Annotated in this window: 20 protein-coding genes and 1 riboswitch; of the genes, 13 read left to right on the top strand and 7 right to left on the bottom strand. The window is 71.8% G+C overall.

Annotated features, from left to right (window positions below):
* The first annotated feature begins 15 nt into the window (after positions 1-15).
* Entirely contained in the window at positions 16-2,082 is a 2,067-nt protein-coding gene (locus tag ACEY2A_RS06950) for a HelD family protein (protein ID WP_374927871.1), read from the top strand.
* Positions 2,083-2,249: 167 nt separating this feature from the next.
* Positions 2,250-2,474 (top strand): hypothetical protein, encoded by a 225-nt coding sequence (locus ACEY2A_RS06955; RefSeq protein WP_374927872.1) that lies wholly within the window; start codon positions 2,250-2,252, stop codon positions 2,472-2,474.
* A gap of 358 nt (positions 2,475-2,832) precedes the next feature.
* Here ACEY2A_RS06955 and groL read toward each other — a convergent pair whose 3' ends face one another.
* The gene (groL, locus tag ACEY2A_RS06960) at positions 2,833-4,464 is read right to left on the bottom strand and encodes a chaperonin GroEL (protein ID WP_374927873.1); all 1,632 of its coding nucleotides are present in this window, start codon (positions 4,462-4,464) and stop codon (positions 2,833-2,835) included.
* Positions 4,465-4,810: 346 nt separating this feature from the next.
* On the opposite strand from groL, the gene ACEY2A_RS06965 reads away from it, so the two are divergent.
* The 3 genes from ACEY2A_RS06965 to ACEY2A_RS06975 are packed head-to-tail and all read left to right on the top strand — an operon-like array spanning position 4,811 to position 6,901.
* On the top strand, positions 4,811-5,545 hold the full coding sequence (locus tag ACEY2A_RS06965; protein ID WP_374927874.1) for an HAD-IA family hydrolase: 735 nt from the start codon (positions 4,811-4,813) through the stop codon (positions 5,543-5,545).
* Between the two features lie 7 nt (positions 5,546-5,552).
* Positions 5,553-6,260 (top strand): alpha-ketoglutarate-dependent dioxygenase AlkB, encoded by a 708-nt coding sequence (locus ACEY2A_RS06970; RefSeq protein ID WP_374927875.1) that lies wholly within the window; start codon positions 5,553-5,555, stop codon positions 6,258-6,260.
* A complete protein-coding gene (locus ACEY2A_RS06975; RefSeq protein WP_374927876.1) occupies positions 6,257-6,901 on the top strand; it encodes a DNA-3-methyladenine glycosylase I in 645 nt (214 codons plus the stop codon). The genes ACEY2A_RS06970 and ACEY2A_RS06975 overlap by 4 nt, the downstream gene beginning before the upstream one ends.
* A 4-nt stretch (positions 6,902-6,905) precedes the next feature.
* Here the strand turns inward: ACEY2A_RS06975 and ACEY2A_RS06980 are convergent, their stop codons facing one another.
* Positions 6,906-7,808 carry a hypothetical protein gene (locus ACEY2A_RS06980; protein ID WP_374927877.1) on the bottom strand — a complete coding sequence of 301 codons (903 nt, stop codon included), beginning with the start codon at positions 7,806-7,808 and terminating at the stop codon, positions 6,906-6,908.
* Positions 7,809-7,843: 35 nt separating this feature from the next.
* Complete coding sequence (locus tag ACEY2A_RS06985) at positions 7,844-8,137, bottom strand: DUF3263 domain-containing protein (RefSeq protein WP_374927878.1); 294 nt, start codon at positions 8,135-8,137, stop codon at positions 7,844-7,846.
* Positions 8,138-8,712: 575 nt separating this feature from the next.
* Between ACEY2A_RS06985 and ACEY2A_RS06990 the strand changes: the two genes are divergently transcribed.
* From ACEY2A_RS06990 to ACEY2A_RS07025, 8 genes are all read left to right on the top strand, one after another.
* The gene (locus ACEY2A_RS06990) at positions 8,713-9,399 is read left to right on the top strand and encodes a uracil-DNA glycosylase (RefSeq protein WP_374927879.1); all 687 of its coding nucleotides are present in this window, start codon (positions 8,713-8,715) and stop codon (positions 9,397-9,399) included.
* Positions 9,396-10,286, top strand: coding sequence for an SGNH/GDSL hydrolase family protein (locus ACEY2A_RS06995; protein WP_374927880.1), 891 nt, complete (start codon positions 9,396-9,398; stop codon positions 10,284-10,286). Before ACEY2A_RS06990 ends, ACEY2A_RS06995 begins: the two co-directional genes overlap by 4 nt.
* A gap of 70 nt (positions 10,287-10,356) precedes the next feature.
* Positions 10,357-11,532 carry an acyl-CoA dehydrogenase family protein gene (locus ACEY2A_RS07000; protein ID WP_374927881.1) on the top strand — a complete coding sequence of 392 codons (1,176 nt, stop codon included), beginning with the start codon at positions 10,357-10,359 and terminating at the stop codon, positions 11,530-11,532.
* Positions 11,533-11,566: 34 nt separating this feature from the next.
* Entirely contained in the window at positions 11,567-12,388 is an 822-nt protein-coding gene (locus ACEY2A_RS07005; RefSeq protein WP_374927882.1) for an SDR family NAD(P)-dependent oxidoreductase, read from the top strand.
* A complete protein-coding gene (locus ACEY2A_RS07010) occupies positions 12,385-13,761 on the top strand; it encodes a nitrate/nitrite transporter (protein WP_374927883.1) in 1,377 nt (458 codons plus the stop codon). Before ACEY2A_RS07005 ends, ACEY2A_RS07010 begins: the two co-directional genes overlap by 4 nt.
* Before the next feature lies 1 nt (position 13,762).
* Positions 13,763-14,614 carry an SDR family NAD(P)-dependent oxidoreductase gene (locus ACEY2A_RS07015; RefSeq protein WP_374927884.1) on the top strand — a complete coding sequence of 284 codons (852 nt, stop codon included), beginning with the start codon at positions 13,763-13,765 and terminating at the stop codon, positions 14,612-14,614.
* A 273-nt stretch (positions 14,615-14,887) separates the two neighbouring features.
* Positions 14,888-16,615, top strand: a complete 1,728-nt coding sequence (locus ACEY2A_RS07020) for a S8 family serine peptidase (protein ID WP_374927885.1) — start codon at positions 14,888-14,890, stop codon at positions 16,613-16,615.
* A 246-nt stretch (positions 16,616-16,861) separates the two neighbouring features.
* Entirely contained in the window at positions 16,862-17,848 is a 987-nt protein-coding gene (locus ACEY2A_RS07025) for a hypothetical protein (RefSeq protein WP_374927886.1), read from the top strand.
* A gap of 69 nt (positions 17,849-17,917) precedes the next feature.
* Here the strand turns inward: ACEY2A_RS07025 and ACEY2A_RS07030 are convergent, their stop codons facing one another.
* The 4 genes from ACEY2A_RS07030 to ACEY2A_RS07045 all read right to left on the bottom strand — a co-directional run bounded on the left by ACEY2A_RS07030 (position 17,918) and on the right by ACEY2A_RS07045 (position 24,085).
* Positions 17,918-19,012, bottom strand: a complete 1,095-nt coding sequence (locus tag ACEY2A_RS07030; protein ID WP_374927887.1) for a ribonucleotide-diphosphate reductase subunit beta — start codon at positions 19,010-19,012, stop codon at positions 17,918-17,920.
* On the bottom strand, positions 19,009-21,639 hold the full coding sequence (locus ACEY2A_RS07035; RefSeq protein ID WP_374927888.1) for a ribonucleoside-diphosphate reductase subunit alpha: 2,631 nt from the start codon (positions 21,637-21,639) through the stop codon (positions 19,009-19,011). The genes ACEY2A_RS07030 and ACEY2A_RS07035 overlap by 4 nt, the downstream gene beginning before the upstream one ends.
* 200 nt (positions 21,640-21,839) lie before the next feature.
* A riboswitch (cobalamin riboswitch) is annotated at positions 21,840-22,007 on the bottom strand.
* Positions 22,008-22,592: 585 nt separating this feature from the next.
* On the bottom strand, positions 22,593-23,324 hold the full coding sequence (locus tag ACEY2A_RS07040; protein WP_374927889.1) for an ABC transporter permease: 732 nt from the start codon (positions 23,322-23,324) through the stop codon (positions 22,593-22,595).
* Positions 23,321-24,085 (bottom strand): ABC transporter ATP-binding protein, encoded by a 765-nt coding sequence (locus tag ACEY2A_RS07045; RefSeq protein ID WP_374927890.1) that lies wholly within the window; start codon positions 24,083-24,085, stop codon positions 23,321-23,323. The genes ACEY2A_RS07040 and ACEY2A_RS07045 overlap by 4 nt, the downstream gene beginning before the upstream one ends.
* Between the last annotated feature and the right edge of the window lie 45 nt (positions 24,086-24,130).

Raw genomic sequence — 24,130 nt, forward strand, 5'->3', positions numbered from 1 at the left:
CGCCGAGGAGTTGCCGTGACCACCCCTGACCCCCGCACCGCGCTCGAGGCCGAGCGCGCCCACCTGGAGGCCGCCCGCATCGCCCTGGGCGAGATGCGGGAGCGCACCCTGGCGCTGGACGCCCAAGGGGCTGACGCGCAGACCGCCGAGTACCTCAAGGCCACGCTCCACCATCGCGCCCTCTCCCTGACCGATGACGGTCACTCCGCCCTGTTCTTCGGTCGCCTCGACCTCGCCGAGGGGCACGGGACCGGGTCCGCCGGTGGCGCCGTGGAGAGCTGGCACCTGGGCCGCCGCCACATCACCGACGCCGGCGGCAACCCGCTGGTCATCGACTGGCGGGCACCGGTCGCCACCGCCTTCTACCGCGCATCCTCCACCGACCCGATGGGGGTGAGCCTGCGTCGCCGCTTCGGCGTGGAGGACGGGCGACTGACCGGTTTCGAGGACGAGCCCCTGCTGGCGGCGCACGAGGGTGCGGGTGACGGAGGGCCGGCGGACGCGCGGGGCGAGCACACCGCATCGGACCTGCTCGCCCGCGAGATCGAGCGCCCGCGCACGGGGCCGATGCGCGACATCGTCTCCACCATCCAGCCCGAGCAGGACGAGATCGTGCGCGCCGATGTCGCCACGACCGTCTGCGTGCAGGGCGCCCCGGGCACCGGCAAGACGGCCGTCGGGCTGCACCGGGTGGCGTGGCTGCTGTACACCCACCCGACCCGCCTGGCCCGCGGTGGGGCGCTGGTGGTGGGGCCGAACCGCGCCTTCCTGGACCACGTGGCGCAGGTGCTGCCGGCCCTGGGCGAGGTGGAGGTGGAGCACACCACCATCGAGGACCTGCTCGAGATCCCGCCCACCGGCACCGACGAGGCGCCGGTGGCCACGCTCAAGGGCGACGCGCGGATGGCGCAGGTGCTGCACCGCGCCATCTGGGGGCGTGTGGTCGAGCCGACCGAGGCGCTGGTGGTGCCGCGTGGTGCGCGCAGGTGGCGGGTGCCGGCGTACGAGGCGCGGGAGGTCGTGGACGAGCTGCGCGAGCGGGGTGCGCGGTACGCGGCGGCGCGGGAGATGTTCGCGCGGCGGCTCGCGCACCGGGTGCTGCTGCAGATGGAGGCCGCGGGCGACTCCCCGGACGACCGGGTGGCCGATGCGGTGGCGCGCTCGGCGCCGATGAAGGCGTACGTGAAGGCGCACTGGCCGGTGCTGGACCCCGCGCGGGTGGTGTTCGAGCTGCTCGGTGACGCGGACGTGCTGGCCCGCGCGGCCGAGGACGTGCTGTCGCCGGATCAGCAGTCGCTGCTGCTGTGGGACAGGGCGCCCCGGAGCCCGAGGTCGGCGCGGTGGTCCGTGGCCGACATCGCGCTGCTGGACGAGGCGGGCGATGCCGTGGAGCGGACCCCGTCGCGGGCGCACGTGGTGCTCGACGAGGCACAGGACCTGTCGCCGATGCAGCTGCGGGCCGTGGGGCGGCGGGCGAGCACCGGGTCGCTGACGGTGCTGGGGGACATCGCGCAGGGGACGACCCCGTGGGCCACCGCGTCGTGGGCCGAGACGCTGCGCCACCTGGGCGCGGAGGGCTCGCACGTGGAGGAGCTGGTTCGCGGGTTCCGTGTGCCGGGCGCCGTCATCGCGCTCGCGGCCCGGCTGCTGCCGCACATCGCGCCGGGGCTGCGCGCGCCGGAGGCGGTGCGGCAGGACCCCGGTGAGCTGCGGTGCACGGCCGTGGCTGGCAGCGCTGAGGGGCTCGTGGCCGGGGTGGCCGAGGCGGTGGGTCGGGCGCTGGCGCACGAGGGCTCGGTGGGCGTGATCGTGCCGGCGGGGATGGTCGATGCGGTGGGCGCGGCCCTGGCCGCGGCGCACCCGGAGGGTCTCGCCGGGGAGGTGCCGCGCGTGACGGTGCTGCCGGCCGGGCTGGCGAAGGGGCTGGAGTTCGACCGGGTGGTGCTGGCCGAGCCGGCCCGCATCGTGGCCGACGAGCCCGACCGCCGCACGGGGCTGCGGCGGCTGTACGTGGTGCTGACCCGAGCGGTGAGCGGACTGGAGGTCGTGCACGCCGAACCGCTGCCCCCGGAGCTGGACTGAGGTGTTTCCTGGGATGGCGTGTTTTCCTGCGCGGGAAACGGGCCGTTTCGGGAAACACGGGCCCATGTGGCGTTCGGCGGCTGGATCCGCGAAGCGTGCGACGAAGCGGCTGACAGGTCATCCGCTGGCTGGATGTGCTGTGACCTGCAGTGCGGTGTGCTGGGGGCATGGACATGAACACGATCGACTCCAAGACGCCACCCACGGAGTTCAGCTGGGTCCGTGCCGCGATCTACGGTGCGATCATGATGGTCACGTGGCTAGTTGTGACCCTGCTCCTGCGGCTCCTGACCTCGTGGGACAACCTGTCGACGCCCGGCATCCCCTTTGCCATCGTGGTGGGCATCGTCTTCGAGTACCTCCGCCGGGACGGCGTCCGCAAGAAGCAGTAGTTCGCGACACAGCGACAGGGGCTGCTGGTGCCGCTGGCTTCCGTGGGGCGTGCGACGTTCTGGCTGTTGGGCACCAGGGGCATGTGACGTATCGGCTGCCCCTCACCCGGCGCGTGTGACAGAGCGGCTGCTGGGGCGACCGCTTCGCCACACGGGAACCCCGCGCAGCGACCACTTCGCCACACGGGAACCCGCGCGGCAACCACTTCGCCACACGGGAACCTCGCGCAGCGGCCACTTCGCCACACGCGGGCGCCCCCCACCCCATCGGACACGCGAACGGGCGGCCACCTCCGTGAGGTGGCCGCCCGTCGTCAGGCGTGGACCGGCATCGAGGCCGGCCCGGCGCGATGTGGGATCAGAAGCCCATGCCGCCCATGTCGCCCATGTCGGCGCCGCCGGCAGCGTTGCTGCTGTTGTCCGGCTTCTCGGCCACGATGGCCTCGGTGGTGAGGAACAGCGCGGCGATGGAGGCCGCGTTCTGCAGCGCGGAACGGGTCACCTTGGCCGGGTCGATGATGCCCTCGGCGATCATGTCGACGTACTCGCCGGTGGCCGCGTTCAGGCCCTCACCGGGCTTGAGGGTGCGCACCTTCTCCGCCACGACGCCGCCCTCGAGGCCGGCGTTGATGGCGATCTGCTTCAGCGGGGCGCTGGAGGCCACGCGGACGATCTCGGCACCAGTGGCCTCGTCGCCCTCGAGCTTCAGACCGTCGAACGCCTTGGCGGCAGCCTGCAGAAGGGCCACGCCACCACCGGCGACGATGCCCTCCTCCACGGCGGCCTTGGCGTTGCGCACCGCGTCCTCGATGCGGTGCTTGCGCTCCTTGAGCTCCACCTCGGTGGCGGCACCGGCCTTGATGACGGCCACGCCGCCGGCCAGCTTGGCGAGGCGCTCCTGCAGCTTCTCGCGGTCGTAGTCCGAGTCCGAGTTCTCGATCTCGGCACGGATCTGGTTGACGCGACCCTGCACCTGGGCGTCGTCACCGGCGCCGTCCACGATGGTGGTCTCGTCCTTGGTCACCACGACCTTGCGGGCGGTGCCCAGCATGTCCAGCTCGGCGTTCTCCAGGGTCAGGCCGACCTCCTCGGAGATGACCTGGCCACCGGTCAGGATGGCCATGTCGCCCAGCATCGCCTTGCGACGGTCACCGAAGCCCGGGGACTTCACGGCCACGGACTTGAAGTTGCCACGCACCTTGTTGACGATCAGGGTCGCCAGCGCCTCGGCCTCGACGTCCTCGGCGATGATCACCAGCGGCTTGCCGGACTGCATGACCTTCTCCAGCAGCGGCAGCAGGTCCTTGATGGCGCCGATCTTCGAGTTCACCAGCAGGATGTACGGGTCCTCGAACACCGCCTCCATGCGGTCGGTGTCGGTGACGAAGTACGGGGAGATGTAGCCCTTGTCGAAGCGCATGCCCTCGGTGAGCTCGAGCTCGATGCCGAAGGTGTTGCTCTCCTCGACCGTGATCACGCCCTCCTTGCCGACCTTGTCCATCGCCTCGGCGATGACCTGGCCGATCTCCGGGTCCGCGGCCGAGATGGACGCGGTGGAGGCGATCTGGTCCTTGGTGTCGATGTCCTTGGCCATGTTCAGCAGCTCGTCGGACACGGCCTGGGTGGCCTGCTCGATGCCGCGCTTCAGCCCCATCGGGTTGGCGCCGGCGGCCACGTTGCGCAGGCCCTCACGGACCATGGCCTGGGCCAGGACGGTCGCCGTCGTCGTGCCGTCACCAGCGACGTCGTCGGTCTTCTTGGCGACCTCCTTCACGAGCTCGGCACCGATGTGCTCGTAGGGCTCGTCGAGCTCGATCTCCTTGGCGATGGAGACACCGTCGTTGGTGATGGTGGGGGCGCCCCACTTCTTCTCCAGCACGACGTTGCGGCCCTTGGGGCCGAGCGTCACCTTCACGGCGTCGGCAAGGGTGTTCATGCCGCGCTCGAGGCCGCGGCGGGCCTCCTCGTTGAACGCAATGGTCTTGGCCATCGGTGGTTCCTCCCACACACGTAGTGGCTGACCACCGGTCGCCCGCGACGGACGGGGCACGCCGATGCGGTGTGGACCGCCCGGCATCGACCCCTCGACCTGTGGTCGGTTGTCATTCACCCGGCACGGCCCCATGCCGTCTGCTGGGCCGACCGAGGGGCACTGTCCTCGGCCGCGTGGCCCGCGACCTGTCACTCGGAGCCGCCGAGTGCCAAGTGAGATTTTGGCACTCTCGACCCGAGAGTGCAAAGCGTGCCCACACCCCCCGCCACGGCCAGCGCCAGCCGCCGCACACCCCGCCCCCGGGCCCACCCGGCGCCGGGCCGTCAGTGGGAGAATCGGGCCCATGGCCACCCCTCAGCCCTCCACCGTGCGACTGCTCCTGCTGGACGCCGACGCCGTGATCCAGCGCATGCCCGACACCTGGCGCGATGACGCGCTGGCCCACCTCGCCGCGGGGTGGGACCGCTCTCCGAACGACCTGGCCGAGGACACCGCCCTGTGGGGTCGGGCCCGGGCCGTGCTGGACGAGATCTTCGTGGCCGAGGTGTCCCTGCTCTCCGGCGGCGAGGAGGACCCGACCTTCCCCGAGGTCATCGCCTCGGTGCTGCGCGAGCACGACAACACCGCCGACCCCGAGACGACCGCCACCCTGTGGCACAACACCGTCGCCCTGGAGGAGGAGCGAGCCATGGTGCTGGCCGCCCGCCGGCGCGGGATCCGCGTGGCCATGGCCACCAACCAGCAGCCCCACCGCGCGGCCTGGCTGGACGAGTCGGGCGCCTTCGCCGACTTGAGCGATGAGGTGTACACCTCCTCCCGCGTGGGCGTGGCCAAGCCGGACCCCGAGTTCTTCCGCCGCATCCTGGCGGCCGAGGCCGAGGCGGGCTTCCCCGTGCGCCCCGAGGAGGTCGTCTTCGTGGACGACCGCCCGGACAACGTGGCCGGCGCCGCCGAGGTGGGCATCGTCGCCCGTGAGTACCACTTCACCCAGGGGCCGGAGGCCTTCGGCGACGTGCTGGAGTCCACGGGGGTGCTGCTGCGTCAGATGCACGACGGGCCGTCCGACCCGGCCGTGTGACCTGACCGTGGGCGCCCTGTTCGGCGACGAGACCCTCCCCCGCCCCGCCCGGGAGGTGGCACCGGGGTGCCAGTGGGTGCCGGGGTGGCTCGATGCGGGGCAGCAGACCTGGGTGGTGCGCCAGTGGTCCACCTGGGCGGCCGGTCCCGTGCCCGCCCACCGGCCCGCCGTGCGCGGCGGTCGCATGAGCGTGGCGATGGTGCCCTTCGGGTGGGTGTGGACCAGCGGCGGCTACGCACGGGAGGCGCCCGGCATCGAGTCGCCGGATGAGGGGACGCGCCCCCCATCGGCGCCGCTGCCGGTGCCGGACTGGATGGTGCGGGTCTACCGGCGGGCCGTGGCGGCCACCGGGTTCGACGCCTGGGCGGACGCCACCCCCGACGCCGCGCTGGTGAACCACTACCTGCCCGACACCTCGATGGGGATGCACCGGGACGCCGACGAGCTCACCGAGGCGCCGGTCGTCTCCCTCTCGGTCGGCGAGGCGTGCACCTTCCGCTTCGGCAACACCGAGACCCGCACCCGGCCGTGGACCGACATCCGCCTGGAGTCCGGCGACCTGGTGGTCTTCGGTGGGCCGGCACGGCGGGCCTTCCACGGGGTGCCGCGGATCCACCCCGGCACCGCGCCCGACGCGGTGGCCGCCGCCCAGGTGGAGGCCGGGCTGCCGGGACGGCTCAATCTGACCCTGCGCGTGACGGGACTGGAGCGATGAGCGGCGGGGGCGTCACCGCATCGGGCACGTCGGGGCGTGTTCCGGAGGGCTCCGAGGTGGTCATCGGCGCCGACGGCCTGGCGCGCACCCCGTGGGGCGACGGAAGTGACCTGATGCGGCAGTACTACGACACCGAGTGGGGCATGCCGGTGCGCGACGAGGCCGGGCTCTTCGAACGGCTGAGCCTGGAGGCCTTCCAGTCGGGGCTGTCGTGGGCAACGATCCTGCGCAAGCGGACGGCCTTCCGGGAGGCGTTCGCCGGGTTCGATCCCGATGCGGTGGCGGCCTTCGGGCCGGTGGAGGTCGAGCGGCTGATGGGGGACGCCCGCATCGTGCGCAACCGGCGCAAGGTCGAGGCGACGGTGACCAATGCCCGGGCCACGGTGGCGCTGCGCGAGGACGGTGGGCTGGGCGAGTTCGTCTGGGGTTTCCAGCCCGAGGACACCCCACGGCCACTGCGGGTGGCGGAGGTGCCGACGAGCTCGCCGGAGTCGGTGGCGTTGTCGAAGGCGCTGAAGAAGCGAGGGTTCGTGTTCGTGGGGCCGACGACGATGTTTGCGTTGATGGAGGCCATCGGCATGGTGGACACGCACCTGCTGGGCTCGCACCGGCGCGGGGCCAGCGGCGTGTGGCCGGGCTGAGCTGTCAGTCCCCGGACTCGCCGCGGTCGGCGACCTGCCGCATCGCGCGGGCGAGGCGCTCCAGCTCCACCTGGCGCTCGGCATCGCGAGTCTCCCGGCGGGCCCGCTGCCGGCGCACTTCGGTGGCCGCGAGCGCCAAGCCGACCACGAGTGCGCCGATGAGCCGGCCGTTGTCCTGCAGGAACTCGATGAGCGGGCGGATGGGGTCGAACAGCCAGGAGAGGTCGGGCCAGGGGATGCGGGGCAGGCTGGGGAGGTCCGGCAGGTCCGGCAGGTCGGGCCAGGGGATCCGCGGCAGGCTCGGCAGGTCCGGCCACGGGATCCGCGGCAGGCTCGGCAGGTCCGGCCACGGGATCCGCGGCAGGGTGACGCCCAGCGCGTCCAGCAGGCGGCGGAGCAGCGCCAGTACCGGCTCCACCAGCAGGATCAGCAGGGGCACCAGGAGGAAGCCCAGCCGCAGCAGCAGGTGCCGCAGTGCCGCCACCCGCGGACGCCGCTCCCGCAGCTGCTGGAAGCGTTCCCCCGCACTGCCGGCCGGCGGTTCCAGGGCGATGCGACGCCCCCGCGCCGTGGTCCCCTCGGGCAGCAGGTCCATGTCGTACGGCTTCCCCTGCGCGTGCCGCACCTCCAGCTCCACGCCGCCGCCGAAGCCCAACGGCCCACGCTCGGCACCGCTCCACCCGGCGTTCGTCAGGGCGCCGGTCGATGCGGTGACCCGGACGGTGGTGTCGTTGCTCGCCCGCCCCACGGTGGTGCCGTCGACGTCGAGCCAGACCGTCTTCTCCGGCCAGCCCCCGGCGAACCGTCCCTCGATGCGGTGACCCTGCACCGTCGTGGACCACACCTCGGCGGTCTGGTACTTGGACACCTTGGTGCCCGTGGAGCCCGTGGTGGGCTGCTCCCCCATCGACAATCCCCCGTCAGATCAGTGCGGGGCGCGCCTCACTGCGTGCGCGTGCGCTGCCGTGCGGCCAGACGGGTGGTGTGGCGGGCGTCGCGCTGGCGGCGCAGGCGCTTGACCAGCAGCGGGTCCGCGGCGAGCGCGGCCTCGGAGTCGAGCAGCTGGTTGAGGCGCTGGTGGTACTGGGTGGTGGTCATGCCGAAGAGCTCGCGGATCTCCTGCTCCTTGGCCCCGGCGTACCGCCACGACTGGCGCTCGAAGGCCAGGATCTCGCGGTCGCGCGCCGACAGCCCCTCGGCCTGCGCGGTCCCGGTCGTCTGCTCAGCTGCACCCATGCGGGCCAGCCTACCGGCGGAATCACACGCGTGTCATTCCTCGCGGGCGCCCGATCCCCGCACCGGTGCGTGTTTCACGTGCGGGCAGGTGGCAGGGACACCCCAACTCCGCACCGGTGCGGAATTCGCCTGCCCCCCTCAGCGAACTCCGCACCAAGCCGCATCTCGACAGTCCACCTCAGCACCGGTGCGGAACTCGCCTGCCCCCCCCTCAGCGAACTCCGCACCAAGCCGCATCTCGACAGTCCACCTCAGCACCGGTGCGCATCTCACGACGGGCCCAGCGGCGACGACGCCCGAGACCCGCACCGGTGCGTGTTTCACGTGCGGGCAGGTGGCAGGGCCACCCCAACTCCGCACCGATGCGGAACTCGCCTGCCCTCCTCAGCGAACTCCGCACCAAGCCGCATCTCGACAGTCCACCTCAGCACCGGTGCGCATCTCACGACGTGCCCAGCGGCGACGACGCCCGATCCCCGCACCGGTGCGTGTTTCAGGTGCGGGCAGGCGGCAGGGGCACCCCAACTCCGCACCGGTGCGGTTCTCAACCCCGCACCGGTGCGTACGGTTGCCGGGTGAACCACCCCACCTTCGCCGGCCAGGTCCACGACTCGTGGCTGCCCGTCCTCGAACCCGCCGCGCAGACCCTCGCCGAGCTCGGCACCTTCCTGCGCGCCGAGAACGACGCCGGCCGTGGCTACCTCCCGCCCGGCAACAGCATCCTGCGCGCCTTCACCCTGCCCCTCGATGCGGTGCGGGTCCTCATCGTGGGCCAGGACCCCTACCCCACCCCCGGGCACGCGGTGGGCCTGAGCTTCTCCGTGGCCCCGGACGTCCGCCCCGTGCCGCGCTCCCTGAACAACATCTTCACCGAGCTGGTGGAGGACACCGGCTGCGAGCGCCCGCAGAGCGGCGACCTCACTCCCTGGTTCGGTCAGGGCGTCATGCTGCTCAACCGCTGCCTGACGGTGCAGCCCGGCAAGCCCGCCGCCCACCGGGGCAGGGGCTGGGAGGCCATCACCGAGCTGGCGATCCGTGCCCTGGGCGAGCGCGCTGCGGCCGGCCACCCGGCCGTCGCCATCCTATGGGGCCGCGACGCCCGCAACCTGGCCCCGCTGCTCGCACCGATGCCCTGCATCGAGTCCCCGCACCCCTCGCCGATGAGCGCCCGACACGGGTTCCACGGATCGCGCCCCTTCACCCGCGCGAATAGCCTGCTCTCCGAGCAAGGAGCCGAACCCATCGACTGGAGCCTGACGTGAGCGACCCGACCACCCCCACCGGCCAGCCCGAGGTGAGTGACTGGCGGGTGCCCGGCTCCGGCATCGCCCCCCTGCGCCACCTGGCCACCACCCCGCGGCCGTGGGCCAACTACATCGCCATCGGCGACTCGTTCACCGAGGGCATGTCCGATGACGAGCACGTCACCGCCGGCGACTTCTCCGGCTGGGCCGACCGCCTGGCCACGATGCTGGCCAACGAGCACGAGAACGCCCCGTTCCACTACGCGAACCTCGCGGTGCGCGGGCGGCTGCTCGCCGACGTCGCCGGGCCGCAGACCGATGCGGCGGTGCAGCTCGTCGAGGGCGCGACGGGGCCGACGCTGGTCAGCATCGTGGGTGGGGGCAACGACATCCTGCGGCCGCGCGCCGACATCGACGCCCTGGCGGCCCGGCTCGACGGGGCCGTCGCCCGACTGCGCGCCACCGGCGCCGACGTGCTGATGGTGACGCCGACCGACCCGGTGGGCGCCCCCATCATCGGCGCGACGCGGGGCCGGGTGGGCCAGTACATCGCGCACATCTTCAGCATCGCCGGGCGCCACGGGTGCTACGTGCTCAACCAGTGGGACCTGCACTTCCTCAAGGACTGGCGCATGTGGGCGGCCGACCGCATCCACATGACCCCCGAGGGGCACCGCCGCGTCGCGCTCGCCGGCTTCGCCGCGCTGGGCCACACCGAGGCCGATGAGGGGGACTTCCGCCACCCGCTGGAGCTCGCCGAGGCACCACGCCCCACCTGGGCCGAGCACCGCGAGTGGGCCCGCACGCACGCCGGGCCGTGGGTGAAGCGCCGCGTGACCGGGCGCTCCTCCGGCGACGGGCGCAGCGGCAAGCTCACGGAGCTGACCCCCTGGCCGATGGGGTGAGCCTCGGCGACCGGTGGGGCCGGCGACCGGTGCGGCCCCGCACGCTTGTGAGCCTCGTTACGCTGTGCCCATGGCCGTCACACGTTTGATGCCGACCCCGGAGTCGGAAGACCTCATCGCCCTCGTCCGCGACATCGCCGCCAAGGAGGTGGCACCCAAGGCCGACGAGTACGAGAAGAAGGCCGAGTTCCCCTCCGAGGTGTTCCACACGCTCGGCGAGGCCGGGCTGCTGGGCCTGCCCTTCGCGGAGGAGTTCGGCGGCGCCAACCAGCCGTACGAGGTGTACCTGCAGTGCATCGAGGAGCTGTCCAGCGCCTGGATGGCGATCGGCGTGGGTGTCTCCATCCACGTCCTGACCTGCTTCCCCATCAACACCTACGGCACCCAGGAGCAGAAGGAGCGGCTGCTGCCCAGCATGATCGGCGGCGACTGGTTCGGCTCCTACTGCCTCTCGGAGCCGGCTGCCGGCTCCGACGTGGCCTCCATGAAGACCAGGGCCGTCGGCTCCGGCGAGGTCGACGAGACCGGGCGCAGCGAGCAGTACTCCATCAGCGGCGGCAAGATGTGGATCTCCCACGCCGGCCACGCGGACTTCTACACCACCTTCGCCCGCACCGGGGAGAACGACGGCAAGGGCATCAGCTGCTTCCACGTGCCCGGCGACACCCCCGGGTTCACCTTCGCCGAGCCCGAGCGCAAGATGGGCCTGCACTCCGACACCGTGCGCGAGGTCATCTACGACAAGGTGGCCGTGCCGGGTGAGAACCTCATCGGCACCCCCGGCAAGGGTCTGGGCATCGCGCTGGCCGCACTGGACTCCGGCCGACTGGGCATCGCCGCGGCCTCCACCGGTCTGGCGCAGGCCGCCACCGACCTGGCGCTGAAGTACGCCGCGGAGCGCGAGCAGTTCGGCAAGCCGATCATCGACAACCAGGGTCTGCAGTTCATGCTCGCCGACATGCAGGCGCAGACCTCCGCGGCCCGCGCCACCTACCTGCACGCCGCCCGTCTCAAGGACGCCGGCAAGAAGTTCAGCCGCGAGGCCGCCATCGCCAAGCTGTTCGCCTCGGACACGGCCATGAAGGTGACCACGGACGCCATCCAGGTGCTGGGCGGCTACGGCTACACCACCGACTTCCCGGCCGAGCGCTACTTCCGCGACGCCAAGATCACGCAGATCTTCGAGGGCACCAACCAGATCCAGCGCATGGTCATCGCCCGCGACATGCTCAAGTCCCTGGGCTGAACGCCCACCCACGCACCCCCTGACAAGGAATCCGATGCAGATCACGCCCGACTTCGTCGCTCTGGTCACCGGCGCCGCCTCCGGCCTGGGCCACGCCACCACCCGCCGCGTCCTGGAGGCCGGCGGCAAGGTGGTGATGCTGGACCTGCCCGGCTCGCCGGGTGCCGAGATGGCCGAGCAGTTCAACGCTGAGCGCCCGGACTCGGTGGCCTTCTGCGCCACCGACGTGCGCGATGGCGACCAGGTGGCCGCCGCCGTGGAGCGCGCCACGCAGATGGGCTCGCTGCGGCTGGCGGTGAACTGCGCCGGGGTGGCCACGCCGGGCAAGATCCTGGGTCGCAAGGGCGTGCTGCCGCTGGAGACCTACAAGACCGTCATCGACATCAACCTGGTGGGCACCTTCAACGTGCTGCGCCTGGCCGCCGAGGCCATGGCCGAGAACGACCAGGTGTCCGACGTCCGCACCGGCGACGACGGCACCGAGGCGGACACCGGCCACGGTGACCGCGGCCTGGTGGTGATGACCGCCTCGGTGGCCGCCTACGACGGGCAGATCGGGCAGGCCGCCTACGCCTCGTCCAAGGGCGCCATCGCCTCCCTCACCCTCCCCGCGGCCCGCGACCTGGCGAGCCACGGCGTGCGCGTGATGACCATCGCCCCGGGCGTGATGGAGACGCCGATGATGGCCGGCATGCCGGGCGACGTGAAGGCCACCCTGGAGGCGATGGTGCCGCACCCCTCCCGTCTGGGCCGCCCGGAGGAGTACGCCTCGCTCGTGGGTCACCTGGTGGAGAACCCCCTGCTGAACGGTGAGGTGATCCGGCTCGACGGCGCGCTGCGCATGCCGCCGAAGTGAGCCCGGAGCAGAGCTCTTCCGCGGCCACCGGCCGCACCCCGTCCGCTGCCGCGTCCCGCACGTCCACGCCCCGTTCGGCGTGGTTCGTGTGGGGCGCGGCGGCGTTCGCGTTCGCCATCGCGGTGTTCCACCGCAGCTCGTTGGGCGTGGCGGCCGTGCCCGCGGCCGAGCGCTTCGAGGTGGGCGCCAGCGTGGTGGCCACCTTCGTGGTGGTGCAGCTGCTGGTCTACTCGTTGGCGCAGATCCCCGTCGGGCTGGCCCTGGACCGTTACGGCTCCCGGCTGCTCATCACCTTGGGCGCCTTCCTGATGATGGTGGGCCAGGCCTCGATGGCGCTGGCGCCCGACCTGGGCTGGGCCATCGCCGCCCGCGTGCTGGTGGGCGCCGGTGACGCCATGACCTTCGCCTCGGCCATCCGCCTGGTGCCGGCCTGGTTCGCCCCCTCCCGCGTGCCGCTGATGACGCAGGTCACCGGTCTGACCGGCCAGTTCGGGCAGATCCTCTCCGCCGTGCCCCTGGTGGCGCTGCTCGGCAGCGCCGGGTGGCGGCCGGCCTTCCTGGCTGCCGCGGCCACGAGCGCGGTGGCCTGCCTGGTGGCCGTCACCCTCATCCGCGACCGCCCCGCGGGCGACGAGCCGCGGCGCAACCCCACGCGCCGGCCGCGCACCAGCATCGGCTCCGTGCTGCGTCACCCCGGCACCTGGTTGGGCGCCAGCACGCACGCGGCCACCGTGTTCGGCCCCATGGTCTTCGCCATGATGTGGGGCTTTCCCTACCTCACCGAGGGTGAGGGGCGCAGTGCCGCCTTCGCGTCCTCGATGCTGACACTCAGCGTGATCCTGGGCCTGGTCTTCGGGCCGATGGTGGGCTTCCTCACCCAGCGCCACCCGCTGCGCCGTTCCACCCTGGTGATCCTGGTGATCCTGGCCAACGCGCTGCCGTTCACGCTGATCCAGCTCTGGCCCGGGCCCGCACCGGCGTGGCTGCTCGTGCTCTGGGTGGTGGGGCTCTCGACCGGTGGCCCCGGTTCCGCGGTGGCCTTCGACTTCGCCCGCACCTTCTCCCCCTCCGAGCGGCTGGGCAGCGCGACCGGCATCATCATCATGACCGGCTTCGGCGTCACCCTGGTGACCATCCTGGGCATCGGTGTGGTGCTGGATGCACAGGGTGGCGCCTACGACCTGCGGACCTTCCGCACCGCCCTGGCCGTGCAGTTCGTGCCCTACGTGCTGGGCGTCGTGGCCATCGTCTGGTTCCGGACCCTGGCCCGGCGCCGGATGCGTGTGGAGGAGGACCTGTACGTCCCCACCTGGCGCGAGGTCTGGCGCCGGGAGTTCGGCAACCGCAACTGGCCCCGCATCACGAAGGACTGACATGCAACGACCCCTGCACGACACCACCGTCCTGGTCACCGGGGCGGGTTCCGGCATCGGCCGCCTGCTCGCCCTGGGCGCGGCCGCGCGCGGCGCACGCGTGGTGCTCTGGGACCTCGACGGGCCCGCCGCCGACGCCGTGGCGAGTGAGATCACGGCGGCGGGTCCCACCGCATCGGGCCTCACCTCATCGGAGGAGGGGGATGTGCGCGCCCTCGCGCAGACGGTGGACGTGACCGATGCCGATGCGGTGCGCGCCGCCGCGCGCGAGGCCGAGGCGACGCTCGGGCCGGTGGACGTGGTGGTGAACAACGCCGGCGTGGTGACCGGCGAGCGCCTCACCGAGGCCACCGACGAGCAGATCCGCCGCACCTACGAGGTGAACGCGCTGGCGCCCTACTGGGTGACGCGGGCGGTGCTGCCGGGAATGCTGGAGCGGCGGCGGGGGCTGGTGGTGACCATCGCCAGCCTGGCCGGGATGGTGGGGGTCTCGCAGCAGACGGACTACTCCGGCAGCAAGCACGCCGCGGTGGGCTTCACCGACTCGCTGCGCAACGAGCTGCACGAGCTGGGGTCCCCAGTGGGGACGCTGCTGGTGTGCCCCTACTACATCAGCACCGGGATGTTCGAGGGCGTGACCAGCCGGTTCTCGGCGGTGCTGCCCATCCTGGAGCCCGAGGACGTGGCGCGGCGGGTGCTGGACGCCATGGAGTCCGGGCGCGAGCGGCTGGTGCTGCCCGGGCACGTGGTGCCGGCGCTGGCCGCGCGGGCGCTGCCGGTGCGCGTCGGCGACGCTGCGCTGCGCCTGATGGGTGTGCAGGAGTCGATGCGGGGGTTCACCGGGCGTCGGTGAGGGCGGGTGAGGGCCCCTGCGGGGTGGGACGCCCGGGCCGGGTGCAGCGCCCCGTCCGGACGCCTGATCCGCGCCCCACCCCAATATCTGCGCATGTGGAAATCGTCCACGGAAAGCGCATCATGGCGGGAGATCCTGTGGTCGAGGACGTGCCCCACAGAACCCACGGTAAAGATTGTGTATGGGTGTGGTCCCGGCGCTGGACCGGTGGGGGTCCCGGGTGGATGTTCCTTCTGCAACACACACCCTTCCCCCTCCTCAGGAGAACCCCTCATGAACACGCGTCACAGCCTCCTCGGCGCCACCGCCGCCGTCCTGCTCGCCGCCCCACTCGCCGGCGCCGCGGTCCCCTCCCCGGGGCCCGGCACCGGGCCCGCCCCCAGCTCCCAGCAGGCGGAGGTGCTCGACGTCTCCGAGGCCGAGTACATCGTCATGCTGAACCTCCCCGAGGAGGCACAGCGTGGCCCCTCGGCCCTCTCCGCCCCGCAGGCGAAGGCTGCCGTGCAGCGCGCCACCGACCGGCAGGCCGACAGGTGGGCCGAGCGCGGTCTGCGGGTGGGCCAGCGATTCCACACCCTGGGCGGGTTCACCGCCGACCTCACTCCCCACCAGGTCAAGCAGCTGGAGCGCGACCCCTCGGTGGCCACCGTCTCGCGCAACCAGACCTTCAGCGTCAACGAGACCCAGACCGGCGCCACCTGGGGCCTGGACCGCGTGGACCAGGACGACCTGCCCCTGAACGGCACCTACACCTACAACGCGACCGGCCAGGGCGTGACCTCCTACGTGCTGGACACCGGCATCCGCCCGTCCCACTCCGACCTGCAGGGCCGCGTGCTCCAGGGCGTCACCGCCATCAACGACGGCAAGGGCTCGGCCGACTGCCACGGCCACGGCACGCACGTCGCCGGCACCATGGGCGGCACCCGGTACGGCGTGGCCAAGAAGACCACCCTCGTGCCGGTCCGCGTGCTGGGCTGCGACGGCCGCGGCTCCAGCGCCGGCATCGTGGCAGGGATGGACTGGGTGGCCCAGAACGCCACCGGTGCCTCCGTGGCCAACATGAGCCTCGGGGGCACCTCCGACACCGCCATCGACCAGGCCCTCACGCGCATGACGGCAGCCGGCGTTCCCACCGTGGTCGCGGCGGGCAACGAGACCCAGAACGCGTGCAACGTGTCCCCGGCTCGAGTGGGCTCGGCCATCACGGTGGGCTCCACCACCAACACCGACACCCTGTCCAGCTTCTCCAACTACGGCTCGTGCGTGGACATCCTGGCCCCCGGGTCGAGCGTGACGTCCGCCTGGCACACCAGCGACACGGCCACGAACACCATCTCCGGCACGTCCATGGCCTCGCCGCACGTCGCCGGCGCCGTGGCCCTGTACCTGGAGAAGAACCCCACGGCCACGGTGACCCAGGTGACCAACGCCCTGCGCAGCTCGGCAACCCCCAACACCATCACCGGGGTGAACGGTTCCCCGAACTACTTCCTGGACACCACGGCCCTGACCGGCGGGGCCACCGACCCCGGCGACCCGGGCGACCCGGCCCCCTCCCAGCCGCTGGTGAACGGCGGCTTCGAGCAGGGCGCCACCGGGTGGACCGGCGACACCGCCGGCATCACGACCGCCCGGTACGGCGCGAACGGCGGCAGCTACAAGCTGCTGCTGGGCGGGAAGGGCACCACCAACACCACCTCGGTGGGCCAGAGGTTCACCCTGCCGGCCGACGCCCGGAGCCTGCTGTTCGCCCTGAACGTGCAGTCCGAGGAGACCGGCAGCACCGTCTACGACCGCATGCAGGCCCAGGTGGTCGACTCCTCCGGTCGCACCACGGTGCTGGGCACCTGGTCCAACGTGGACAAGTCGTCCTCCTACGCCGTGAAGACGGTGGACCTCTCGGCCTGGGCCGGCAAGGAGGTGACCCTGCGCTTCGCGGCCTCCGAGGACGCCTACCTGCAGACCGCCTTCCTCGTGGATGACGTCACCGTGCGCTGACCCCTCACAGCGCGCCGCAGCCCGTGCACGTCTGTCGGAGCTGCGCCCCACACCGGCCGTCCTCTCCTTCGCGGGGAGGGCGGCCGGCCTGCGTCCTGGGGGCGCCTCCTCCCACAGCCCCACCCCGGTGGCGGGCTTCTGGGCCTTCGGGACCACGGGGGCCGTGGATCACCCCGTTAGCGTGGGGCAGGTCACAGCAGATTCCTTCCAAGGGGAAAATTCATAACGATCACACGTCGCACGCTCATGACCACCGGGGCCTGGACGGCCCCCGCCGTCGTCGCCGCCTCCGCTGCACCGGCCCTGGCCGCCAGCGCCGGGTACGACCTGCGCTTCGAGAGCCTGGCCGGCGGCATCTACGAATGGCACAACCCCGAGAACACGGAGTACAACCGCCTCTCCTTCGGCCAGACCCAGTGGCTCAACGTCGGCAACGAGCCGTCCCCGGCCACGGGCGTGACACTCACCTACTCCTACGACCGCCGCCTCTTCGGTGAGGTGCACGCGGAGGACGCACCGGACCTCGGCAGCCCCTCCACCACCACCGATGGCGACCTGGTCACCATCGTCTGGCCCATCACGGCTTCCTACGCCCCGGGCGAGGGGTCCGGCGCCAGCATCCGCTCCACGATGCAGCCGGACGACGGCATCACCGAGGTGCGTACGGACTACCACCCCACCACCAAGCAGCTCAACACCCCCGGTGGTGACCTCGACACCGGCAACAACGTGATCGTCTCCGAGGTGGAGCACGGCGAGGTCCAGCTGTGGAACGGTGCCATCGCCGCCACCTACGACACCGTGCGCGTGGAGTGCAGCGACGGCACCGTGGACATGTCCTACCCGTCCACCCTCACCGTCACCAGCGAGGGCCCGAACCCCATCCCCGCCGACACCGCCGTCTTCTGGTATGCCAACGGCACGTACGTGGACGAGGACGGCGTGACCACGTGGGGCTCGTACTTCGAGACCTTCCAGCTGGAGTCAGCGACCCTCGACGGTGAGCCGGTCACCCTCTCCAAGCAGACCAACGACGAAGGACTCGACAGCTCCTGGCGCCTGGACCAGACGATCCCGGCCGGCTCCACGATGGTGCTGAACCTCAGCGCCACGCCGCTGACGCCGTCCACGGATCCCATCCCGGGTGGAGGCCAAGGTGGGCTCGCCTCGGACCCGTCCGAGTCCACGGAGGAGGACAACCGCCTGAACGGCCCGGACCCCGTGCGCGTCTGACGCACCCCCGCAGACCGCCGGCCGCCCCTGCTCATCGAGGGGCGGCCGGCGGTGGTGTGTGCGGTGGGCTCAGAAGTCCTCGTCGAAGGACACGCTGCCCTCCACGCCCACCTGGTAGGCGGACACCCGGCGCTCGAAGAAGTTGCTCAGCTCCTGCACGTCCTGCAGCTCCATGAACGCCAGCGGGTTCCTGGTGCCGTAGATCTCCGGCATGCCCAGCTGCACGGCGCGGCGGTCGGCCACGTTCTCCAGGTAGGCGCGCATGTCGGCCACCGAGAGGCCGGCCACGCCCATGCCCAGCAGGTCCTCGGCGAACTGCGCCTCCGCATCGACGGCCTCCATGAGCATCTGGCGCACCTGGCCGGCCATCTCCGCATCGAAGAGGTCGGGCTCCTCGCTGCGCACGGTCTCCACGACCTCGAACGCGAAGGCCATGTGCATCGACTCGTCGCGGAACACCCAGTTGGTGCCCGAGGCGAGCCCGTTCAGCAGCCCCCGCGAGCGCAGGAAGTACACGTACGCGAACGCGCCGTAGAAGAACAGGCCCTCGATGCAGGTGCCGAAGCAGATCAGGTTCAGCAGGAACTGGCGCCGCTGCTCCTTGGTCTCCAGCTTCCCGAGGTTCTCGATGGAGTCGATCCACCTGAAGCAGAACTCCGCCTTGGTGCGGATGGAGGGGATGTTCTCCACCGCCGCGAAGGCCTCGAAGCGCTCGGCCTCATCGGGCACGTAGGTGTCGAGCAGGGTCAGGTAGAACTGCACGTGCACGGCCTCCTCGAACAGCTGCCGGCTCAGGTACAGCCGCGCCTCCGGGGAGTTGATGTGCTCGTACAGGTTCAGCACCAGGTTGTTCGCCACGATGGTGTCGCCGGTGGCGAAGAAGGCCACCAGCCGGCTCACCAGGTGCCGCTCGGCATCGGAGAGCTTGTTGTGCAGGTCGGACAGGTCGCTGTGGAGGTCGATCTCCTCCACGGTCCAGGTGTTCTTGATGGCGTCGCGGAACATCTCGTAGAACTGCGGGTAGCGCATCGGGCGCAGGGTCAGCGACATGCCGGGGTCGAGCAGGTTCGCGCCCTGCTTCACCGCATCGTGCAGGTCGGCCTCGAGGTGGGCGTCGTCGGTCATCGTCTTCTCCTCGGTGGTGATGGCGTGCTGGGTGGTCACTCGCAGGCCTCGCAGGCCTCGGGGTTCTCCAGCGAGCAGGCGAGCGCCTCCTCGTCGGTGAAGGTCCTCACCGGCTCCGATGCGGTGAGCCCACCGACCGCTCCCGGGGCACCTGCCGCGGCGGGCTGGCCACCGCCGGCACCTGCCGGCACGCCAGCACCCCAGGCGGCCCCGGCGCGCACCCCGGCCACGGTGGCCTGCTGGATGCGCGTGGCCGGACGCGAGCGCAGGTAGTACGTGGTCTTCAGCCCGGCCTTCCACGCGTACAGGTACATCGACGACAACTTGCCGATGTTCGGGCTCTCGATGAACAGGTTCAGGCTCTGGGACTGGTCCACGAACGCCTGCCGGGCCGCGGCCATCTCAATGAGCGCCTTCTGCGGCAGCTCCCAGGCCGTGCGGAACAGCTCACGCGCCTCGGCCGGCAGGTCCGCGATGCCCGCCACCGACCCGTTGTCGGTCTTCAGCTTCTCGCGCACCGCATCGGTCCACAGGCCGTGCGACTTCAGCTCGCGCACCAGGGCGGCGTTCACCTGCATGAACTCGCCCGAGAGCGTCTCGCGCTTGAACAGGTTGCTCACCTGCGGCTCGATGCACTCGTAGCAGCCCGCGATGGAGGCGATGGTCGCCGTGGGCGCGATGGCCACCATCAGCGAGTTCCGCAGCCCGTGCTCGGCGATGCGGGCGCGCACCGCCGCCCAGCGCGCGGTCTGCGTGGGGGTGGCGCCGTAGATGTCGTGCTGCAGCTGGCCCTTCGCGGCACGGGTCTCGTCGAAGCTCGGGTGCGCCCCGAACTGCTCGGCGAGCTCCGCCGAACGCTCCAGCGCGGAGAGCTGGATCTCCTCGGCGATCTGCGTGCTCAGCTGGCGCGCCTCGGGCGAGTCGAACGGCATCCGCAGCGCGAAGAACACGTCCTGCAACCCCATCGACCCCAGCCCGATGGGGCGCCAGCGCGGGTTGGACGCCGCCGCCTGCTCCGAGGGGTAGTAGTTGATGTCGATGACGCGGTCCAGGTACGTGACCGCCAGCCGCACGGTCGACCGCAGCTTCACCTCATCGATGCCGGTGGCCGTCGCCGACGGGTCGGTCGGTCGCGCGCCCGTGGTGCCGTCACTCCATCGGACGTGCTGGGCGAGGTTCACCGAGCCCAGGTTGCACACGGCGGTCTCGGTGTCGCTGGTGACCTCGATGATCTCCGTGCACAGGTTGCTCAGGTGCACCACGGGCGCGGGCTGCACCGTGCCGTCGGCGCCCACGCGCGGGGTCTGGTCGTCGCTGGTCTGGTTGCAGGCGGCGTTGGCGCGGTCCTTGAAGGTCATCCAGCCCTGGCCGGTCTGGGCGAGCGTCCGCATCATCCGGCCGTAGAGGGCGCGGGCGGAGACGGTGCGCACCACGTCGCCGCGCGCCTCGGCGGCGCGGTAGGCCGCATCGAAGGCCTCGCCCCACAGGTCGGGCAGCTCGGGCACCGCGTCGGGGTCGATGAGGGACCACTCGCCATCGGCCTCCACCCGGCGCATGAACTCGTCCGGGATCCAGTGGGCGAGGTTGAGGTTGTGGGTGCGGCGCGCGTCCTCGCCGGTGTTGTCGCGCAGCTCGAGGAACTCCTCGATGTCCGGGTGCCACGGCTCCAGGTAGATGCACGCGGCGCCCTTGCGCCGGCCGCCCTGGTTGACCGCGGCCACCGAGGAGTCCAACGTGCGCAGCCACGGGACGATGCCGTTGGAGTGGCCGTTGGTGCCGCGGATCAGCGCCCCGCGGGACCGGATGCGGGAGAACGCCAGGCCGATGCCGCCGGCGAACTTCGACAGCTTGGCCACCTGGTGGTAGCGCTCGTAGATGGAGTCGAGCTCGTCCCGCGGGGAGTCGATGAGGTAGCAGCTCGACATCTGCGTGTGGCGGGTGCCGGCGTTGAACAGTGTCGGGCTGGAGGGCAGGTAGGCCAGGGAGGAGAGCAGCCCGAAGAACTCGATGGCCTCCTCGGCGGTGTGGGAGAGCCCGGCGGCCACGCGCATGAACCAGTACTGCGGGGACTCGATGACGGCGCGCGTCAGCGGGTGGCGCAGCAGGTAGCGGTCGTTGACCGTGCGCAGGCCGAAGTACTCGAAGCGCCAGTCGGCGTGGCGGGCCTGGGCGCGGGCGACCGCATCGTCCAGCATGCGGGCGTGGGCGGCGACGAAGGCGGCGGTCTCGTCCCCGATGAGGCCCTGCTCGTGGCCGGTGCGGACGGCGGCGGAGAAGCTGCCGATGCCCTGGCCGCGGACCTCCTTGTCGATCACCCCGGCCAGGAGGCGTCCGGCGAGGGCGGAGTACTGCGGCTCGGTGGAGGTCATCTCGGCCGCGGTGGCGATGGCGAGCTTGTCGAGCTCGGCGGTGGTGGCGCCGTCGTAGAGGCCGGAGATGGTCTTGGTGGCGACGCGCAGCGGGTCGACCTCCGGCAGCCCCTCGCAGCAGCGCTCCACGGCGGCGACGATCTTGGTGACGTCGACCTGCTCGTGCTCGCCGCTGCGCTTGACCACCCGCATGGTCGTGCGGGCGGGGGTGGTGGGGACGCCCTCCAGGGTGGGCTGGTCGGCCGGCTGGGCGGTGTCGGTGGTGGGGCTGGTGCCGGTGGTGGGGCTGGTCGTCACACTCTCTCCTCGCGAGCTCTCACCGCGAGGGGGCACGGCCACACCGACCCGGGTGGGCACACGGCATCGTGCAGCGGTGCGGTGCACCACGTGCGCTGCGTTGCCCCTCCAGGGGCACCGTGCGCGTGCCGGGGTCGACACGTCCGCAAGCCGTCCCGCGCGGCTCGACGTTCCACCCGGGTTTCCGGGCGGGCGCTGGCAGGTCTTCGGACTCACGGGCGTCCTCGTCGCCGAGGCATCCGGCAGGTGCCGGACGGGTGCCTACTGGCCGTCGCTTCCCGGGTGCTGGCTGCACCCAGTGCTGTTGACGGCGGTCGTTCCCGAATACCGCTGCGGGGCAGTCCCGGGGTCTCACCGGGTTCCCTCTTGCCTCTCCCCCGCGATGCCGTGGCGCACCCACATCGGGCGGGCGGCACTGCCGGGGAGAACCAGCACCCGCACCATATACGGGGTCCTCGGCGCGGCGCCACCCCCACATGTTGTGTCTGATCGGCTTCGGCAGCACGGCGCGGAAAACCGGCTCCGGCGAGCCGGGGGCGGGGTGGGGCGGGGCGCGGGCGGCGTGTGGTGTGTGGGCGGCGTGTGGCGCGGTGGCCGCCCTGGCCACCCCAAGCTGCTCCCTTGTGGCGAAGTGGCCGCCCTGGCCGCTCCCATCAGGAGCCGGCGCGGCAAAGGTGAACCCAGCACGACGAATACGGCGTGCTGGGTTCACCTTTGCCGCGCTGACTCCCCCCGGTCCGTCGCTCATGGCACCGCCGGCCGGGGTTCAGGGGACCTCGAAACGGTTCGTCACTCTTGGGGCCGCCCGCATCGGTTCGTCGCTCTTGGGGAGAATCAGGCCCGTTTCGGCCCAACTACGACGAACAGACCGCTGAGCCCCAAAAGCGACGACTCGATGGGGCGCCGGCCACCAGGAGCGCCACCAACGACGACTCGACGCGGCCGCCCCCGCCTCACTCGGTCCGGCGGGGCAACGTCAGCGCCGCACCGACCAGCGCCACCACGGCGAACCCCAACAGCACCGCCAACGGCCGCCACAGGTCACCGCCCACGGCGGCCTGGTCCCGCACAGCCGACACCGCATCCACCGCGTAGCTCAGCGGCAGCACGGCGCTCACCCACTCCAGCACCCGCGGCAGCGCCTCACGCGGCACCAGCAGCCCACACAGCAGGAACTGCGGCAGCACGAACGCCGGCATGAACTGCACCGCCTGGAACTCCGTCCGCGCGAACGCACTGGCCAACAACCCGAGCGCCGTCCCCAGGAAGGACGCGGCCAGCGCCACCAGCACCAGCGCCCACCACGGCCCGGCCACCTCCAACCCCGGCCACCAGGCCACCGCCGAGGTTGCCGCAATCTGCAGCACGGTCATCACCAGGAAGGCCAGCGCATACCCGGCCAGCAGGTCCAAGCGCGCCAGCGGCGTGGTCAGCAACCGCTCCAGCGTGCCGGACTGCCGCTCGCGCAGGGTGGCGATCGAGGTCACCACGAACATCACCACGAACGGGAAGATCGGCAGCAGCACGGGCCCGATCCGGTCGTACACCCCGGAGAAGTCGAACACCCACCCCAGCAGGGCCAGCAGGGCCGCCGGCACCACCACCAGCAGCGCCATCGTCCGCTTGTCGCCCACCAGCTGCCGCAGCACGCGCCGCGCAGTGGCGAGGGTCCGCATCGGGCTCATCGCCCCTCCTCCTCGATCAGCCGCAGGAAGGCCCCTTCGGCATCCTCCGCCCCCGTCCGCTCCAACAGCTCCGATGGGGTGAGCCCGGCCAGCACCCGCCCCTCCCGCAGGAGCACCAACCGGTCGCACCGGGTGGCCTCGTCCATCACGTGGCTCGAGACCAGCAGCGTCCGCCCCTGCGCCGCGAGCTCGGCGAACAGCTCCCACAGCGAGCGCCGCAGCACCGGGTCCAGGCCCACGGTCGGCTCGTCCAGCACCAGCACGTCCGGGTCGGCCACCAGCGCCGCGCCCAGCGAGACCCGGGAGGCCTGCCCGCCGGAGAGCGACTCCACCCGCGCCCCGGCATGGGAGCCCAGGTCGACCTGCGCGAGGGTGCGCTCCACCGCATCGGACCGGGCGGCCCCGCGCAGCCCGGCGAGCGTCGCGAAGTAGTCGAGGTTCGCGTGCACGGTCAGGTCGGTGTACACCGCGGGCGACTGGGTGACGTACCCGACGCGATGCCGGTTGGCCGGCGACCCGGCCGGCTCGCCCAGCACCGTCACCTCGCCGGAGGCGACCTTCTGCACTCCCACGATGGCGCGGATGAGCGTGGACTTGCCGCTGCCCGAGGGGCCGAGCAGGCCCGTGACCTGCCCGGCGGGGACGTCGAGGTCGATGCCGGGGAGCACCTCTCGCCCGCCCCGCACCACGCGCAGGCCGCGCACGGTGATGGCTGGCGGGGTCCAGGCAGGGTCGCCGCGCAGTGTGCTGTGGGCTGGCATGTCACCTCCAGATTCAAAACGAATGATCGTTCTCCACGATACTCC

The sequence above is a fragment of the Kytococcus sedentarius genome (assembly GCF_041937525.1).
In the GTDB taxonomy this organism is placed as follows: domain Bacteria; phylum Actinomycetota; class Actinomycetes; order Actinomycetales; family Dermatophilaceae; genus Kytococcus; species Kytococcus sedentarius_A.

Bases quoted from the DNA above. Each gene is read 5' to 3' on its own strand.
- ACEY2A_RS06980 (WP_374927877.1), bottom strand. From the start codon at position 7,808: ATGGGGGAGCAGCCCACCACGGGCTCCACGGGCACCAAGGTGTCCAAG.
- ACEY2A_RS06975 (WP_374927876.1), top strand. From the start codon at position 6,257: ATGAGCGGCGGGGGCGTCACCGCATCGGGCACGTCGGGGCGTGTTCCG.
- ACEY2A_RS07000 (WP_374927881.1), top strand. From the start codon at position 10,357: ATGGCCGTCACACGTTTGATGCCGACCCCGGAGTCGGAAGACCTCATC.
- ACEY2A_RS07025 (WP_374927886.1), top strand. From the start codon at position 16,862: ATGACCACCGGGGCCTGGACGGCCCCCGCCGTCGTCGCCGCCTCCGCT.
- ACEY2A_RS06965 (WP_374927874.1), top strand. From the start codon at position 4,811: ATGGCCACCCCTCAGCCCTCCACCGTGCGACTGCTCCTGCTGGACGCC.
- ACEY2A_RS06985 (WP_374927878.1), bottom strand. From the start codon at position 8,137: ATGGGTGCAGCTGAGCAGACGACCGGGACCGCGCAGGCCGAGGGGCTG.
- ACEY2A_RS07045 (WP_374927890.1), bottom strand. From the start codon at position 24,085: ATGCCAGCCCACAGCACACTGCGCGGCGACCCTGCCTGGACCCCGCCA.
- ACEY2A_RS07015 (WP_374927884.1), top strand. From the start codon at position 13,763: ATGCAACGACCCCTGCACGACACCACCGTCCTGGTCACCGGGGCGGGT.
- groL (WP_374927873.1), bottom strand. From the start codon at position 4,464: ATGGCCAAGACCATTGCGTTCAACGAGGAGGCCCGCCGCGGCCTCGAG.
- ACEY2A_RS07040 (WP_374927889.1), bottom strand. From the start codon at position 23,324: ATGAGCCCGATGCGGACCCTCGCCACTGCGCGGCGCGTGCTGCGGCAG.
- ACEY2A_RS06955 (WP_374927872.1), top strand. From the start codon at position 2,250: ATGGACATGAACACGATCGACTCCAAGACGCCACCCACGGAGTTCAGC.
- ACEY2A_RS07005 (WP_374927882.1), top strand. From the start codon at position 11,567: ATGCAGATCACGCCCGACTTCGTCGCTCTGGTCACCGGCGCCGCCTCC.
- ACEY2A_RS07020 (WP_374927885.1), top strand. From the start codon at position 14,888: ATGAACACGCGTCACAGCCTCCTCGGCGCCACCGCCGCCGTCCTGCTC.